Origin of the sequence: Streptomyces sp. NBC_01298 (genome assembly GCF_035978755.1) — a bacterium.
Taxonomy (GTDB): Bacteria; Actinomycetota; Actinomycetes; order Streptomycetales; family Streptomycetaceae; genus Streptomyces.
Map to the genome: position 1 here is coordinate 6,780,301 of NZ_CP108414.1, position 16,815 is coordinate 6,797,115.

Below are 16,815 nucleotides of genomic sequence, written 5' to 3' on the forward strand. Positions count from 1 at the left end.
GGACGGGTGCGCCGGGGGCGGGTGCTGCGGCGGATGCGCCGGGGGAGGCGGGTGGGGAGGGATCGGGGAGGCGTCGGGGAGGGCTCGGCGAGCTGGATGGGGAGGGGCGGGGAAGGCTCGGCGAGCTGGATCGGGAGGGGCGGGGAGCCGGATGGGGAGGGGAGGGAGGCCGGGTGGGGAAGCCCGGGGCAGTCGGACGGGGAGCCCCGGGGGGAGGGGCCGGCCGGGCCCGTGCGGGGGCGGACCCGGGCGGCCGTCCACTGACCGGGTGACGGCCGGCGCCGGAATTGTCAGTCCGGCGGCCTAGGATCGGGGGCGTGGCAGATTCAGCATCGAAGAAGACCGACCAGCCGACCGCAGCGGACCGCCCCCGCCTGATGCTCATGGACGGGCACTCCCTGGCGTACAGGGCGTTCTTCGCGCTGCCCGCGGAGAACTTCACCACCGCGACGGGGCAGCCGACCAACGCCATCTACGGGTTCGCGTCGATGCTGGCGAACACGCTGCGCGACGAGGCGCCCACGCACTTCGCGGTGGCGTTCGACGTGTCCCGCAAGACGTGGCGCTCGGCGGAGTTCCCCGAGTACAAGGCGAACCGCTCCAAGACCCCCGACGAGTTCAAGGGGCAGGTGGAGCTGATCGGCGAGCTCCTCGACGCGATGAGCGTGCCGCGCTTCGCCGTCGACGGCTTCGAGGCCGACGACGTGATCGCGACGCTCGCCACGCAGGCCGAGGCCCTCGGCTTCGACGTGCTGATCGTCACCGGCGACCGGGACTCCTTCCAGCTCGTCTCCGAGCACACCACCGTGCTCTACCCGACCAAGGGCGTCTCCGAGCTGACCCGCTTCACCCCCGAGAAGGTCGAGGAGAAGTACGGGCTCACCCCCCAGCAGTACCCGGACTTCGCGGCGCTGCGCGGCGACCCGTCCGACAACCTCCCCGGCATCCCGGGCGTCGGCGAGAAGACCGCCGCCAAGTGGATCACCCAGTTCGGGTCCTTCGCGGAGCTCGTCGAGCGCGCCGAGGAGGTCAAGGGCAAGGCCGGGCAGAACTTCCGCGACCACCTGGACGCCGTGAAGCTCAACCGGATCCTGACCGAGATGGTCAAGGACGTCGCCCTGCCCAAGACCCCCGCCGACCTGGCCCGCGCCCCCTACGACCGGACGGCCGTCACCGGTGTCCTGGACGTACTGGAGATCCGCAACGCCTCCCTGCGCGAGCGGCTGCTCGCCGTCGACCCGGGCGCCGCCGAGCAGGAGGCCCCGGCCCCCGCCGCGGCCGCCGTGGAGCTGGACGGCTCCGTGCTCGGCGCCGGCGAGCTCGCGCCGTGGCTGGAGAGCCACGCGGGCACCCCGCTCGGCATCTCCACCGTCGACAGCTGGGCGCTCGGCACCGGAAACGTCTCCGAGATCGCGCTGGCCTCGGCCGGCGGCGCGGCCGCCTGGTTCGAGCCGTCCGCGCTGGACGAGGCCGACGAGCGGGCCTTCGCCGCCTGGGCCGCCGACGCCGCCAAGCCCAAGGTGGTGCACAACGCCAAGGGTCTGATGCGGGTCTTCCCCGAGCACGGCTGGACCCTGGCCGGGGTCGCCATGGACACCGCGCTCGCCGCCTACCTGGTCAAGCCGGGCCGCCGGTCCTTCGCGCTGGACGTGCTCTCCCAGGAGTACCTGCACCGGGAGCTGGCGCCCGCCGCCGCCGACGGGCAGCTCGCCTTCGGCGCCGACGACACCGCCGAGGCCGAAGCGCTGATGGCGCAGGCCCGCGCCGTCCTGGACCTCGGCGACGCCTTCGCGGTCAAGCTCCCCGAGGTGGGGGCCACCGAGCTGCTCCACGACATGGAGCTGCCGACCTCCGAGCTGCTGGCCCGCCTGGAGCGGGCCGGCATCGCCGTGGACCGGAGCCACCTGGAGGGCATGGAGCTGCAGTTCGCGGGCGCCGTGCAGCAGGCGGTGAAGGAGGCGCACGCGGCGGTGGGCCACGAGTTCAACCTCGGCTCGCCCAAGCAGCTCCAGGAGGTGTTCTTCGGCGAGCTGGACCTGCCGAAGACCAAGAAGACCAAGACCGGCTACACCACGGACGCCGACGCGCTCGCCTGGCTGGCCACCCAGACCGACCACGAACTGCCCGTGATCATGCTCCGCCACCGGGAGCAGGCCAAGCTGCGCGTCACCGTCGAGGGCCTGGTCAAGATGATCGCCGCCGACGGCCGGGTGCACACCAGCTTCAGCCAGACCGTCGCCGCCACCGGCCGGCTGTCCTCCACCGACCCCAACCTGCAGAACGTGCCGGTGCGCACCGACGAGGGCCGGGCCATCCGCCGCGGCTTCGTCGTCGGCGAGGGCTACGAATCCCTCATGACCGCCGACTACAGCCAGATCGAGCTGCGCGTCATGGCCCACCTCTCCGAGGACGAGGGCCTGCTCGAAGCCTTCCAGTCGGGCGAGGACCTGCACACCACCGTCGCCTCCCAGGTGTTCGGCGTCGAGCGCTCCGAGGTCGACGCCGAGATGCGGCGCAAGATCAAGGCCATGTCCTACGGTCTGGCGTACGGGCTCTCCGCCTTCGGTCTGGCCCAGCAGCTGAACATCGAGCCCGGTGAGGCCCGCGGCCTGATGGAGACCTTCTTCGAGCGCTTCGGCGGGGTCCGGGACTACCTGGGCCGCGTGGTCGAGGAGGCCCGCGCCACCGGCTACACGGCCACGATCCTCGGCCGCCGCCGCTACCTCCCGGACCTCAACAGCGACAACCGCCAGCGCCGCGAGGCCGCCGAGCGGATGGCGCTGAACGCCCCGATCCAGGGCACCGCCGCCGACATCGTCAAGGTCGCGATGCTGCGCGTGGACAAGGCGATCACCGGGGCGGGGCTGAAGTCGCGGATGCTGCTCCAGGTCCACGACGAAATCGTGCTGGAGATCGCGCCCGGAGAGCGGAAGCGGGTGGAGGAGCTGGTGCGCCGCGAGATGGCCGACGCCGTCGACCTGCGGGCCCCGCTGGACGTGTCCGTGGGCGTCGGCCCCGACTGGGAGTCCGCCGCGCACTGATCGCCCCGCGCCGATCACCCGGCACACGCGGTCGGTCCGGACAGCGCCCGTCCCCGCCTACGCGGTGGGGACGGGCGCTTTCGTGTCCGCGTCCGCGTCCGTGTCCGCTTCCGCGGAGGAGCGGTCGCGCGGTCGCCGGGGGCGCAGGCGCACGAGGACCCCGTACAGCAGCAGCCCCACGACGAGACCGCCGCCCGCGCCGAAACAGATGGTCGGGATGATGTCGAGCGGGGTGCGGATCCGGTCGAAGAAGGTGAAGAAGCGCAGCACGCGCAAGGTGATCCCGACCGCCACGCACACGAGGACCAGCGCGAGCGCGCCGACCACCTCGGCCCGGCCGAGCACCGGGACGGACGCGGGGGCCGGCGAGTCCGGCAGCCGGCGCAGCGCGGTCACCGTGAACCAGACCAGGAAGCAGGCCGAGAGCGCCGAAGTCCCGTACTGCAGGTACGAGTAGAGGGGCAGCCCGAAGGCGAGCGGCTCGCCCAGCTCCGGCAGGGTGCGCGTCCCGAAGCGGTCGACGTGCGTGAAGGCGTCCCACACCACGTGCGTCAGGGAACCGATGACCGCCGAGAGGTAGAACCACAGGGCCAGCGCGGGCAGTCGGCGACCGCGCCACTCCTCGCCGCGGACGAAGGAGTGCACCCTGCCCTGCCGGCCGCGGGGCAGGAGCGCGATCAGCGGCTCGCGCAGCAGCAGCCAGCACGCCGCGAGGACGGCGGTCAGTACCGCGTCGGCGGTCAGGACGCCGGGCAGGGAGTGCGTGAAGGTGCCGTACGGCCTGAGGCCCGAGACGACCGTGTCGGCGAAGTAGAAGCTGTCCGGGGCGAACGACCCGAGGATCAGGGCCGATCCGACGAGGGGGCCGCGCGCACGGCCGGAGCGGCGGACGGCCGGGAGTACGGCGGCCGCGTGGCTGAGGGTGAACGGCATGGCGAGTTGGTCTCCGGGGGCGACTCGTCGGCTGGCGCAGACCGGTGCGGTCCGGTGCGATCGGTGTGATCGGTACGTCCAGTATGGGCGGCCTGCGGAACTCATGAGGAAATCGTGAATTCCGGCCCGCGATGCGTGCCCCGCGCAGCGAGTTGACGTAGGGTCACGCGGACGTCGAGGGGGAGGGGGGTCCGGCTCATGACGGATCGGGCACGGATACGGGGACGCGGCTCCGCGGTGTGGGGGATATCGACGCGGTTCGGCCGGGTGGCGCGCAAGGGCGGGGCCGCCGTGCTCGTCTCCGCCGTCGTGGCCGCCGTACTGACCGCCTCGCAGGGGCCCGTCGCGGCCGGAGTCGTGGCGTCACCGGTCGCGGAGCCCGCGCCGGTGCCCGGCGGCTCCGCGGGGGACGGCTCCTATTTCACCGCCCTGCCACCGCTGGTGAGCCCCGTGCCGCCGGCCGTGCTGCTGCCCGAGGCCGGGGCCACCGCGACCCCGGCGCCGACCGGTCCGCCGGCCGCCGCGGATCCCGGTCCGCGCACCGAGCCCGCGGCCACGGGCGGGGCCGAGGGCGCCCAGGGGATACCGGCGAGCGTGCTCGCCGCGTACCGGGGCGCGGAGCGGGTGGTCGGCGCGAGCGACCCCGGGTGCGGGCTGCGCTGGCAGCTCCTCGCGGCGATCGGCAAGGTCGAGTCCGGTCAGGCGCGCGGCGGTCAGGTCGACAGCTCCGGCAAGACGCTGCGGCCGATCCTGGGCCCCGTGCTCGACGGCAACGGCTTCGCGAACATCTCGGACACCGACGGCGGGGCCTACGACGGGGACGCGCGCTACGACCGTGCGATCGGGCCGATGCAGTTCATCCCGTCCACCTGGGCCTCGTGGGGCCAGGACGCCAACGGCGACGGCCGCCGCGACCCCCACAACGTGCACGATGCCGCGCTCGCGGCGGGCCGCTACCTGTGCGCCGGTACGCGTGACCTGCGGATGGACGCGGATCTGGACCGGGCCGTGCTGTCGTACAACCAGTCCTCCGCTTACCTGCGGACGGTGCGGTCGTGGTTCACGTACTACCTGAAGGGCGTCCGCGAGGTCCCGGACGGCCGGGGCGGCGGCAGCGGTAGCGGTACCGGTGGCGGGGGCAAGCCGGTGGTCACGCCCCCGAAGCCGAGCCCGAGCCCGACGCCGAAGCCCACGCCTTCGCCGAAGCCGACCCCGAGTCCCACGCCTTCGCCGAAGCCGACTCCGACGCCGAGTCCGAGCCCGACGCCGAGCCCGAAGCCCACGCCGAGTCCGACGCCTTCGCCGAAGCCGACGCCCACGCCGACTCCGAGCCCGACGCCGAGCCCGAAGCCCACGCCGAGTCCGACGCCTTCGCCGACCCCGAGCCCGACGCCGACCCCGACTCCGAGCCCGAGTCCGACCCCGAGCCCGAAGCCCACGCCTTCGCCGACGCCGACTCCGAAGCCCACCTCCTCGGTCTCCCCGTCGCCCAAGCCGTCGCCGAAGCCCTCGCCGTCCGCCTCCGCCGGCACTCCGGCGCCCGCGAAGACCCCCTGACGCCCCCCCACGGCCCGCCCTCCGCTCGGGGGGCGGGCCGCGGCATGACCCCGTTCAGCGCGAAGCAGGGGACCCCGCGAGGTCCCCGCGCGAGCAGTGGCTCAAACGGTTCTCATCTGTCACCCGCATTGCTACGGTGCCACCGCCCTGACACCCCATCAGATTCCGGAGGCCCCGGCATGCGCGCAATCGTCGCCGCCGCCAGCGGTCTCGTCCTCGCGGCGCTCCTCGTCTTCGCCATCACGGCGACGGGGGCGCCGGAAGGCAAGACCTCACCGAAGCCCCTGCTCACCACCGCGCCCGCCGCGCCCGGAAAGTAGAGGAGGGCCCGGCCATGCGACGCAGAGCAAGCCTCGTCCTGCTAGCCGTAGCCGTGTTCTGTGCAGCCCTCGCACCGCTGCTGCGCTGGTACGCGTACCCCAAGCTCGCGAAGATCCCGCCGAACCAGTACCAGGAGATGGTGCTGGAGGCCAAGGACGCGACCCTAGTCGACTACTCCACCCTGCAGCCGAAGAAGGTCGACAAGGTCACCATCGTCCAGACCCTCAAGGGCAACGTCGAGGCGTCGAAGGAGATCGAGGCCAGCGCGGGCAAGGACGTCGTGGTCTGGGACACCTTGACCCACATCATGGGCCCGGACGGGAAGATGGTCTCCCAGATCCCCGAGCGCTATATCTTCGACGCCCACAGCCAGGACCCGGTGCACGCCACCGGCGAGGCCGTGGACGGGGATCCGGTCAAGCGCGAGGGCATCGAGTTCAAGTGGCCGTTCTTCACCGAGCCGCGCGACTACCTCTACTTCGACGCGCAGACCCGTACCTCCTCGCCGATCCACTACGTGGGTCCGCGCAAGTTCAAGGGCATGGACGTCTACTACTTCGAGCAGACCGTGCCGTGGACGAAGGTCGGGCTGCCGAAGAAGATGCCGATCGAGGCCATCGACCCGGCGACGTTCGAGCAGACCACCGGAACCAGCCTCTGGTACACGACCAAGGCGATGTTCTGGGTGGACCCGGTGACCGGAGCGCCCGTCAACGCCGAGCAGGAGATCCAGCAGGAGATGCGCGGCGGGAGCATCGCGGGCAACGCGCCCGACGGGAAGCTCACCGTGTTCGCCGGGCACGTGAAGATCCGCGAGGACTACAGCGACTACACCGTCGACCTGGTCAAATCGAACCGGACCATGGTCCTGGCGCTGCACACGTACGCGCCGATCGGGCTGGCGGCCGGCGGGCTCGCGCTCTTCGCCCTCGCGCTCTGGCTGGAGGCCCGCGGCCGGCGCCCCCGCGAGGGGGAGCCGTTCACCGCTTGAGCCGGGCGTTGGTGTGCCGGGTGGGCTCGGCGGTCGCCGGGTCCTCGGGCCACGGGTGCTTGGGGTAGCGGCCGCGCAGCTCGGCGCGGACGGCGCGGTAGCCGCCCTGCCAGAAGGACGCCAGATCGGCGGTGACCGCGGCGGGCCGGCCGGCGGGCGACAGGAGATGGACGAGTACGGGCACCCCTGCGACCCGCGGGGTCTGCGCCAGCCCGAACAGCTCCTGGAGCTTGACCGCGAGTACGGGCTGACCGTGCTCGGCGCCGTAGTCGACGCGGATCCTGGAGCCGCTGGGCACCTCGATCCGCTCCGGGGCCAGCTCGTCGAGCCGGGCGGCCTCCCCGGTGGCCCAGGGGAGCAGCCGGTTCAGGGCCTGCCCGGCCTCGATCCGTCCGAGGTCGGAGCGGCGGCGGGCCCGCGACAGCTCGGGCTCCAGCCAGTCGTCGGCCCGCTCCAGCAACTCCGCGTCGTCCGCCACGTCGGGCCAGGGCGGGCCGAGCGTGCGGTGCAGGAAGCCGAGCCGGGCCCGCAGCGCCTGTGAGTCCGGGGTCCAGCGCAGCAGGCCGAGCCCCTCGGTGCGGAGGCCCTCGATCAGCGCGGCCCTGACGAGGGCGCGGTCGGGGTTGCGCAGGGGGCGCTCGGCGAGCTCGATGGCACCGAGCCGTTCCACGGAGCGGGCGACGAGGTCGCCGTCCTCCCAGTGGACCTCTTCGCCCGCGCGGAAGAGATGGCCCGCGGCCTCTCGGGCGGTGTCCTCGTCGAGGAGGGCGGCCAGCCGGACGCGGGCGGACGCGGAGTGCGGGGGCCTGTCGGCGACTGCGACGGCCAGCCAGGGCGCGCTGCGCAACCCCGACCCCTCGCCGAGCTCGGCCCCCGTCCCGGAGGCCATGAGGAAGGCCCCCTGGCCCTTGGCCCTGGCCACCCGCTCCGGGTGGGCGAGGGCTGCGACGAGCCCGGCGGCGGCCTCGTCGGGAAGGGGCGGGGCGGGGGACTGCCCCGCAGGGCTGCTCTCCTTCGCCGCGCGCTCCAGGCGCCTGGCCTCCGCGCGCCAGCGCGAGGCGTACGGGTCGCCGCCCGCCAGGGCGCGCCGCCAGGCCGCGGCCAGGTCGTCCCCGTACTCCCGCGGCGGCTCCTCGCTGAGCAGGGCCACCAGTTCCGCGGCCCGTCGGGGCCCCAGCGCGGCGGCGCCGTCGAGGAGGGCGCGGGCGAGGCGCGGGTGCAGGCCGAGCCGGGCCATCCGCAGCCCCCTCGGGGTGGGCCGGCCTTCCGGGGACACGGCGCCCACCGCGAGCAGCACCTCGCGGGCCGCGGCCATGGCCCCGGCCGGCGGCGGATCCAGCAGGGCCAGGCCGGTCGCGTCCGGGTCGCCCCAGCAGGCGGCCTGGAGGGCGAACTGCGCGAGGTCCGCGATCCGGATCTCGGGGGAGGGGTACGCGGACAGCCGTCCGTCCTCCGCTTCGGCCCAGCAGCGGTACACCGTGCCCGGGGCCTCGCGCCCGGCCCGGCCCGCGCGCTGGCGGCCGGCCGCGCGGGAGGCCCGTACGGTGGCCAGCGCTCCCAGACCCCGGGCGTGGTCGACCCGGGGTTCGCGGGCCAGCCCCGAGTCCACGACGATCCGTACGCCGGGCACGGTCAGGCTGGACTCCGCGACGGCGGTGGACAGGATGACCCGGCGGTGCGGGGCGGGGGACAGCGCCGCGTCCTGGACGGAGGCCGGAGCGCGGCCGTGTATCTGGAGGACCTCCGCGTCGACGGAGCCCAGCTGCCCGGCGACCCGGGCGATCTCACCGACGCCGGGCAGGAAGCACAGGAGGTCGCCGGAACGTTCCGCCAGTGCCCGCCGCACCACCGAGGCCACGTGCGTCAGCTGCGCCGGATCCACCCGCATCCCGTGCGGCGGCCGCACCGGGCGGGCCGGCGGGGCCCACACGGTCTCCACGGGGTGGGAGATTCCGGCGGCCTCCACGACGGGGGCGTCTCCCAGGACGCGTGCCCAGCCCGCCGCGTCCGTGGTGGCCGACGCCGCGAGGAGCCGCAGCTCCGGGCGCAGGTTTTCCCGTACGTCCAGGAGGAAGGCGGCGACCGTGTCGGCGTCCAGGTGCCGCTCGTGGCACTCGTCCAGGATCACCAGGTCGGTCCCGGAGAGCTCCTGGTCCCGCTGGAGCCGCTGGAGCAGCACCCCGGTGGTGACCACCTCGATCACGGTGGACGGACCGACCACCCGCTCACCGCGCACCGTGAAGCCGACCGAGGCGCCGACCTGCTCGCCGAGCAGCCAGGCCATCCGCCGGGCCGCCGCGCGGGCGGCGATCCGGCGGGGCTCGGCGACCACGACCCGGCGGCGCGGCCCGCCGCCCACGAGCCCCGCGAGCACCAGGGGCACCAGCGTGGTCTTGCCGGTGCCCGGCGGGGCACAGAGCACGGCGGCCCCGTGGGCGTCCAGCGCCGAGACGAGCGCGGGCAGGGCTTCCCGTACGGGAAGGGAGTCGAGGTCGGCCGTGCGGATCGCGCGCTGTCCCGTCACCGGCTCAGTCCCGCTCGCACACGAAGATCGCCGTACCGGGGATGAGGTTGCCGCGCAGCGGGGACCAGCCGCCCCACTCCTGGCTGTTCCAGGCGGGCCACTCCGGCTCGACCAGGTCGAGGAGGCGGAAGCCGCCCGCGACCACGTCCCGTACCCGGTCGCCGATCGTGCGGTGGTGCTCCACATATACGGCGCGGCCCTGTTCGTCCTGCTCGACGTAGGGGGTGCGGTCGAAGTAGGAGGCGGCGACGGACAGGCCCTCGGGGCCCGGTTCGTCGGGGAAGGCCCAGCGGACGGGATGGGTGACGGAGAAGACCCAGCGGCCGCCGGGGCGCAGGACGCGGCGCACCTCGCGCATGACGTTCACGGGGTCGGCGACGAAGGGGACGGCGCCGTAGGCGGAGCAGGCCAGGTCGAAGGAGCCGTCGCGGAAGGGCAGGCGCCCCGCGTCGGCCTCGACCAGGGGGACGTCCTCGCCGATGCGCAGGGCGTGCTGGAGCTGGCGGTGGGAGAGGTCCAGGGCGACCGGGCGGGCGCCCTGGGCGGCCAGCCAGCGCGAGCACTGGGCGGCGCCGGCGCCGATCTCCAGGACGTCCTTGCCCTTGAGGGAGGCGACGGGGCCGAGCAGGGCGGCCTCCGCCTCGTCCAGGCCCTCGGGGCCCCAGACGAAGCGGTCGTCGCCGAGGAACGCTCCGTGCTCGCTCTGGTACTCGTCGGCGTTGCGGTCCCACCAGCCCCGGCTGGCCCGGCTGCTCTCCGCTTCCCCCGCGTCACGCCGCGTGGCCTCGGAGTCGTCCTCGGCGTCGGATCCGGCTTCGTACGCCTCTTCGGGGGCGCAGTCCTCTTGGTTCATGGGGCCCGTCGTCGTAGTCTGCGAATGTCTGCGGAAAGCGGGCCGGCAGGGCCATCGGCGCCTGCCCGCCCGTTAATTGTGCCGGTTGTGCGGTGATCCGCCCGGGGTGTGCGCCTTCGCGCATTGACCCTGTCCGGCTGCCCCCGTATGCTACAAGTTGCGCTGCGAGCCTGTGCTCCTCAGACCTAGCAGGCTGCGCTTGTATCTGTCGATGTCCCCTCGGTTTTCGAGGCCCCCACCCCGCATTTCGCGGAACTGGGGCTTCCTTGGCTGTCCGGCTTCTTCGGCAGATGCCGATAAGGGCTCCCGGCGTAGCAGTACCTACGACTTTCTGTCCGTAACCGGAGCCCTTACCCACATGACGAGCAGCACCGAGACCACCGCAACCACCCCGCAGGTTGCGGTCAACGACATCGGCGACGCGGACGCGTTCCTCGCGGCGATCGACGCGACGATCAAGTACTTCAACGATGGCGACATCGTCGACGGCGTTATCGTCAAGGTTGACCGGGACGAGGTTCTCCTCGACATCGGTTACAAGACCGAAGGCGTCATCCCGAGCCGCGAGCTCTCGATCAAGCACGACGTCGACCCGAACGAGGTCGTCAAGGTCGGCGACGAGATCGAGGCCCTGGTTCTCCAGAAGGAGGACAAGGAAGGCCGCCTGATCCTCTCGAAGAAGCGCGCTCAGTACGAGCGTGCCTGGGGCACCATCGAGAAGATCAAGGAAGAAGACGGCATCGTCACCGGTACCGTCATCGAGGTCGTCAAGGGTGGTCTCATCCTGGACATCGGCCTCCGCGGCTTCCTGCCGGCCTCTCTCGTCGAGATGCGTCGCGTCCGCGACCTCCAGCCCTACGTGGGCAAGGAGCTCGAGGCGAAGATCATCGAGCTGGACAAGAACCGCAACAACGTGGTCCTGTCCCGCCGCGCCTGGCTCGAGCAGACCCAGTCCGAGGTTCGCCAGACGTTCCTCACCACCCTGCAGAAGGGTCAGGTCCGCTCCGGCGTCGTTTCCTCGATCGTCAACTTCGGTGCCTTCGTGGACCTGGGTGGCGTCGACGGTCTCGTCCACGTCTCCGAGCTGTCCTGGAAGCACATCGACCACCCGTCCGAGGTTGTCGAGGTCGGCCAGGAAGTCACCGTCGAGGTTCTCGACGTCGACATGGACCGCGAGCGCGTCTCCCTGTCGCTGAAGGCGACGCAGGAAGACCCGTGGCAGCAGTTCGCCCGGACGCACCAGATCGGTCAGGTCGTCCCGGGTAAGGTCACCAAGCTGGTTCCGTTCGGTGCGTTCGTCCGCGTGGACGAGGGCATCGAGGGTCTGGTCCACATCTCCGAGCTGGCCGAGCGCCACGTGGAGATCCCGGAGCAGGTCGTCCAGGTCAACGACGAGATCTTCGTCAAGGTCATCGACATCGACCTCGAGCGTCGCCGGATCTCGCTGTCCCTGAAGCAGGCCAACGAGTCCTTCGGTGCCGACCCGGCCTCGGTCGAGTTCGACCCGACCCTCTACGGTATGGCTGCCTCGTACGACGACGCGGGCAACTACATCTACCCCGAGGGCTTCGACCCCGAGACCAACGACTGGCTCGAGGGCTTCGACAAGCAGCGCGAAGCCTGGGAGGGCCAGTACGCCGAGGCGCAGACGCGCTTCGAGCAGCACCAGGCCCAGGTCATCAAGAGCCGCGAGGCCGACGAGGCCGCCGCTGCCGAGGGTGCGGCCGCTCCGGCCGCGGGCAGCAGCAGCAGCAGCGCCGGTGCGGGCATCTCGGGTGGTTCGTACTCCTCCGAGGGTGCCGACGAGACCTCTGGCGCCCTGGCGTCCGACGAGGCCCTCGCCGCGCTCCGCGAGAAGCTGGCCGGCGGCCAGAGCTGATCGCAGCAGCACGGCGCGAGCCGAGCTGATCTTCACCGGTAAGGCCCGTCCCCTCTGGGGGGCGGGCCTTACCGCCTTGTGGGGCACCGTGTTGTGGCGTGGAGCCGCATGTGCCGTCTTCCGGTGAACACCGCCTGGTGAATACCGTCAACTGGGGAATGGTCGCGGGTCCTTGGACGTTCTTGCCAGAGAACGCGGCGGAGGAGGAGTGGTGGCGGTGCTTGATCCACAGGGTTTGTACGAATGGGACGCCAAGGGCCTGGCGGTGGCCGACCTGGCGCTCGCCCAGGACTCGGCCGGGCTGGTCATGCTCTACCACTTCGAGGGGTACATAGACGCGGGCGAGACCGGCGAGCAGATCGTCGAGCGGCTGCTCGACTCGCTGCCCCACCAGGTCGTGGCCCGGTTCGACGCGGACCGCCTGGTGGACTACCGGGCACGCCGTCCGCTGCTGACCTTCCAGCGCGACCACTGGACGGAGTTCGAGGAGCCCCTGCTGGAAGTGCGCCTCGTCCAGGACGCCACGGGCGCGCCCTTCCTGCTGCTGTCCGGCCCCGAGCCGGACGTGGAGTGGGAGCGCTTCGCCGTCGCCGTCCGGCAGATCGTCGAGCGCCTGGGCGTGCGGCTCTCCGTCAACTTCCACGGCATCCCCATGGGCGTCCCGCACACCCGGCCCGTCGGGATCACCCCGCACGGCAACCGGACCGACCTCATGCCGGGCCACCGCAGCCCCTTCGACGAGGCGCAGGTCCCCGGCAGCGCCGAGTCTCTGGTCGAGTTCCGCCTCGGTCAGGCCGGGCACGACGTGCTGGGCGTCGCCGCCCACGTACCGCACTACGTGGCGCGCTCCGCGTATCCCGACGCCGCGCTGACCGCCCTGGAGGCGATCACCGCCGCCACGGGGCTGGTCCTGCCGTCGGTCGCGCACGCGCTGCGCACCGAGGCGCACCGCACGCAGACGGAGATCGACCGGCAGATCCGGGAGGGCGACGAGGAGCTGGTCAGCCTGGTGCAGGGGCTGGAGCACCAGTACGACGCGGCGGCCGGCGCCGAGACCCGGGGCAACATGATCGCGGAGCCCGCGGAGATTCCGTCGGCGGACGAGATCGGCCTCGAATTCGAGCGGTTCCTGGCGGAGCGCGAGGGCGAGGGCTGAGGGACGGCGGGGGCGGAACGCCGGGGGCCCGTACGGGGCCCAGGGCGCGGGGGTTAGTCTGCCGGGCATGTTGAAAGTTGGCCTGACAGGCGGAATCGGCGCCGGCAAGAGCGAGGTCTCGCGGCTGCTGGCGGGGTACGGGGCGGTCGTCGTGGACGCCGACCGGATCGCGCGGGAGGTCGTGGAGCCGGGTACGCCCGGGCTCGCGGCGGTGGTGGCAGCCTTCGGGGAGTCCGTACTGAATCCGCAGGGCGGGCTGGACCGGCCGAAGCTGGGGTCGATCGTGTTCGCGGACCCCGAGAAGCTGCGCACCCTCAACGCGATCGTGCACCCGCTGGTCGGGGCCCGGTCGGCCGAGCTGGAGGCCGCCGCGGGGCCCCACGCGATCGTGGTGCACGACGTACCGCTGCTCGCGGAGAACGGGCTCGCGCCGCTGTACGACCTGGTCGTCGTCGTGGACGCGGCGCCCGCCACGCAGCTGTCCCGGCTCACGGGGCCGCGGGGCATGGAGGAGTCGGAGGCCCGGGCCCGGATGGCCGCGCAGGCGACGCGGGAACAGCGGCTGGCCGTGGCCACGCTCGTGATCGACAACGACGGGCCGCTGGCGGCGCTGGAGCCGCAGGTGCGCAAGGTGTGGGAGGAACTCACGGCGCGGGCGGCGGGCGCCGGGGCGTGACGGGCGCTGTGTGACGGGCTCTGTGTGACGGGTTATGGGTGACGGGCTATGGGTGATGGCTGACCGGTGACGGGCGGCAGGAGCCGTTTCCCACCGGCGCCGCCCTCCCGCGAGGGCAGCGGGCCAAGCTCGGCGGCGGGCTTCCGGTGGCGGCACCCGCGGCGTGACCGGACGATGCGAGACGCGGAGCCCAACCGCCGCCCCGCGAGCGTTCTGGGCGCGTCCCGCCGGAGAAAGGTGCCGCGCATGCCCGTCGCCCCGTCCATCGCCGCCCTGCTCGACCAGGTCAACGCCCACCCCGCCCCCCGGATCATCGACACCGACCCCGAGGCGGTGCGCGAGGAGAACCGTCGGATGGGGGCGGGCCTCGCGCTGTCGGAGCCGATCGAGGTCGGCTCGGTGCAGGACACAGCTGTCCCCGGACCCGCCGGGCCGATCCCCGTACGCGTCTACCGGCCCGACCGGGACGGACCCGTTCCCACGGTGGTCTTCTTCCACGGCGGCGGCTGGCTCACCGGCGACCTCGACACCCATGACGACGTCACCCGGCGGATGTGCCGCGACGTGCACGCCGTGGTCGTCGCCGTCGCCTACCGCCTGGCCCCCGAGCACCCCTTCCCCGCCGCCCATGACGACTGCCTCGCCGCCGCCCACTACGTCGCCGACCACATCGACGACTACGGCGGCCGCCGCGACCGCCTCGCCGTGGCCGGTGACAGCGCCGGAGCAAACCTGGCCGCCGCCGTCGCCCTCGCCTTCCGCGACGAAGGACGGCCCCTCGCCGCGCAACTCCTGGTCTCCCCCGTCACCGACTTCGTCGGCGACCACCCCTCGCGCACCGAGAACGCCACCGGCTACGTCCTGCGCACCCAGGACGTCCTGGACCTCCAGCACCTCTACGCGGGCGACGACCCCGCCGTCCGCGGCTCCTTCCGGGTCTCCCCGCTGCGCGCCGAGAAGTTCACCGGCCTCGCCCCCGCGGTCATCGGGACCGCCCAGTACGACCCCCTGCGCGACGAGGGCAACGCCTACGCCGAGGCCCTCACCGACGCGGGCGTGGACGTCTTCGCCCGTACCTACGGCGGGCTGATCCACACCTTCCTCAACCTCTTCCCCGTCTCCCCGTCTCCCCGGCCGCCGACGCCGCCGTCACCGAGCTGTACGCCCAACTCGGGGAGCGACTCGGCTGACGGAATAGCGGGTGGTGCGCGGGGCGTTGAACGCGCCTGTAGAGGGAAGGAACAGACCGTGTCCGACACCACGCCGCAGCTCCCGCCGCCCCCTCGGTCCTCGTCGCCCGAGACGCACGTCATCGACTACCGGGCCGCGGAGCAGCTCCTCGCAGCGCGCGACCCGCGCGGTGCGGTGAAGCTGCTCGACTCGGTCATAGCCGCCCACCCGGAGAACACGGCGGCCCGGCTGCTGCGCGCCCGGGCCTTCTTCGCCGCCGCCCAATTGCGGCCGGCGGAGCTGGAGTTCGAGATCGTGCTGGAGCGGGAGCCGGACAACGCGTTCGCCCACTTCGCGCTGGCCCGCACCCACCAGCGCGCCGGCCGGCCGGACCAGGCCCGCAAGCACTTCCGCCTCGCGGCCGCCCTGGACCCCCAGCCGGACTACCTGGCGGCGGCCCGCTTCGAGAAGTAGCCGGCCCGGCAAGATCCGAAGGAGACGGTCTAGTGACCTGAGTCTGAGGTTTGTCGTTAGTTCGGCATGAGTCGTCCCGGTCCGAAGATTCCGCCGTTGTCGGTGACTGATGCCCAGCGTGCTGTGCTGGAGGGCTGGTTACGTCGTCGTTCGACAGCTCAGGCTCTGGCTCAGCGGTCGCGGATCGTGCTGGAGTGCGCGGGCGGGCATTCGGTGATGGAAGTTTCGCGGCGGCTTGGGATCGCGCCGGACACGGTCCGCACCTGGCGGCGGCGGTTTCTGGAGCACGGCCTGGACGGGCTGGGCGACGAGCCGCGGCCGGGTGTCCCGCGGAAGATCACCGACGCTGATGTCGAGCGGGTGATCGTCAAAACACTGGAAGAGACGCCGAAGAACGCGACGCACTGGTCGACGAGGTCGATGGCCGCGGCCACGGGAATGTCGCAGTCGACGGTCTCAAGGATCTGGCGGGCGTTCGCGCTGGCTCCGCATCGTTCGCAGACGTTCAAGCTGTCGACGGACCCGCTGTTCATCGACAAGGTCCGCGACGTGGTCGGCCTCTACCTGGACCCGCCGGAGAAGGCTCTGGTCCTCTGCGTGGATGAGAAGTCGCAGATCCAGGCCCTGGACCGGTCCCAGCCGGTCCTGCCGATGATGCCTGGCGTTCCAGAGCGCCGCAGTCACGACTACATCCGCGCCGGCACAACCACCCTCTTCGCGGCCCTGGAGGTCGCCACCGGCAAGGTCATCGGGTCTCTCCACCGCCGCCACCGGGACGCCGAGTTCAAGAAGTTCCTGGCCAAGATCGACAAAGAAGTGCCGGCGGATCTTCAGATCCATCTGATCCTCGACAACTATGCGACCCACAAGACGCCGGACATCAAGAAATGGCTGCTGGCACACCCGCGGTTCCACCTGCACTTCACACCGACGAGTGCGTCGTGGCTGAACCTGGTGGAGCGGTGGTTCGCCGAGCTCACCCAGAAGAAGCTCAAGCGTGGAGTCCACCGCTCCGTCCAGGCTCTCGAGCGCGACATCCGTTCATGGCTGGCCGACTGGAACGACCAGCCCAAGCCCTTCGTCTGGACGAAGACAGCCGACGAGATCCTCGACAAAGTCGCCGCCTACTGCCACCGAATCTCTGACTCAGGTCACTAGGGCCTTTCGTCAAACTCCCGTCGTCGCCCGAAGGGCGGCCGCGCGGCGTCCGGTGCGGCGAGAGCGCGTGCCGGGCGTCGCG

12 protein-coding genes and 1 pseudogene are annotated in these 16,815 nt (G+C 72.4%); 10 read left to right on the forward strand and 3 right to left on the reverse strand.

Annotated features, from left to right (window positions below; translation table 11 throughout):
* The first annotated feature begins 317 nt into the window (after positions 1 to 317).
* Positions 318 to 3,041 (forward strand): DNA polymerase I, encoded by a 2,724-nt coding sequence (gene polA / locus OG730_RS30835; protein WP_327307296.1) that lies wholly within the window; start codon positions 318 to 320, stop codon positions 3,039 to 3,041.
* A gap of 57 nt (positions 3,042 to 3,098) precedes the next feature.
* Here polA and OG730_RS30840 read toward each other — a convergent pair whose 3' ends face one another.
* Entirely contained in the window at positions 3,099 to 3,974 is an 876-nt protein-coding gene (locus OG730_RS30840; RefSeq protein WP_327307297.1) for a DUF4184 family protein, read from the reverse strand.
* Between the two features lie 198 nt (positions 3,975 to 4,172).
* On the opposite strand from OG730_RS30840, the gene OG730_RS30845 reads away from it, so the two are divergent.
* The 3 genes from OG730_RS30845 (at position 4,173) to OG730_RS30855 (ending at position 6,843) form a co-directional block, all read left to right on the forward strand.
* Complete coding sequence (locus OG730_RS30845; RefSeq protein WP_327307298.1) at positions 4,173 to 5,531, forward strand: lytic transglycosylase domain-containing protein; 1,359 nt, start codon at positions 4,173 to 4,175, stop codon at positions 5,529 to 5,531.
* 179 nt (positions 5,532 to 5,710) lie between these two features.
* Positions 5,711 to 5,851 (forward strand): SPW_0924 family protein, encoded by a 141-nt coding sequence (locus tag OG730_RS30850; RefSeq protein ID WP_327307299.1) that lies wholly within the window; start codon positions 5,711 to 5,713, stop codon positions 5,849 to 5,851.
* Between the two features lie 14 nt (positions 5,852 to 5,865).
* Positions 5,866 to 6,843: a cell envelope lipid trafficking protein PgfA gene (locus tag OG730_RS30855; protein ID WP_327307300.1), complete on the forward strand. Its 978-nt coding sequence runs from the start codon at positions 5,866 to 5,868 to the stop codon at positions 6,841 to 6,843.
* Here the strand turns inward: OG730_RS30855 and hrpB are convergent.
* Together hrpB and OG730_RS30865 are read right to left on the reverse strand one after the other, a co-directional pair.
* On the reverse strand, positions 6,833 to 9,367 hold the full coding sequence (hrpB, locus tag OG730_RS30860) for an ATP-dependent helicase HrpB (protein ID WP_327307301.1): 2,535 nt from the start codon (positions 9,365 to 9,367) through the stop codon (positions 6,833 to 6,835). The genes OG730_RS30855 and hrpB overlap by 11 nt on opposite strands.
* Before the next feature lie 4 nt (positions 9,368 to 9,371).
* Positions 9,372 to 10,220, reverse strand: coding sequence for a class I SAM-dependent methyltransferase (locus OG730_RS30865; protein ID WP_327307302.1), 849 nt, complete (start codon positions 10,218 to 10,220; stop codon positions 9,372 to 9,374).
* Between the two features lie 358 nt (positions 10,221 to 10,578).
* Here OG730_RS30865 and rpsA point away from each other — a divergent pair, with 358 nt between their 5' ends.
* From rpsA to OG730_RS30895, 6 genes and pseudogenes are all read left to right on the forward strand, one after another.
* Positions 10,579 to 12,099, forward strand: coding sequence for a 30S ribosomal protein S1 (gene rpsA, locus OG730_RS30870; protein WP_327307303.1), 1,521 nt, complete (start codon positions 10,579 to 10,581; stop codon positions 12,097 to 12,099).
* A 217-nt stretch (positions 12,100 to 12,316) separates the two neighbouring features.
* Entirely contained in the window at positions 12,317 to 13,255 is a 939-nt protein-coding gene (locus OG730_RS30875; protein ID WP_327307304.1) for a PAC2 family protein, read from the forward strand.
* Positions 13,256 to 13,322: 67 nt separating this feature from the next.
* Positions 13,323 to 13,931, forward strand: a complete 609-nt coding sequence (coaE, locus tag OG730_RS30880; protein WP_327307305.1) for a dephospho-CoA kinase — start codon at positions 13,323 to 13,325, stop codon at positions 13,929 to 13,931.
* A gap of 354 nt (positions 13,932 to 14,285) precedes the next feature.
* Positions 14,286 to 15,023: pseudogene (locus OG730_RS30885) on the forward strand (alpha/beta hydrolase); the annotation flags it as partial.
* Between the two features lie 156 nt (positions 15,024 to 15,179).
* Positions 15,180 to 15,575 carry a tetratricopeptide repeat protein gene (locus OG730_RS30890; RefSeq protein ID WP_327309492.1) on the forward strand — a complete coding sequence of 132 codons (396 nt, stop codon included), beginning with the start codon at positions 15,180 to 15,182 and terminating at the stop codon, positions 15,573 to 15,575.
* Positions 15,576 to 15,641: 66 nt separating this feature from the next.
* Entirely contained in the window at positions 15,642 to 16,733 is a 1,092-nt protein-coding gene (locus OG730_RS30895) for an IS630 family transposase (protein ID WP_327307306.1), read from the forward strand.
* Positions 16,734 to 16,815: the final 82 nt, after the last annotated feature.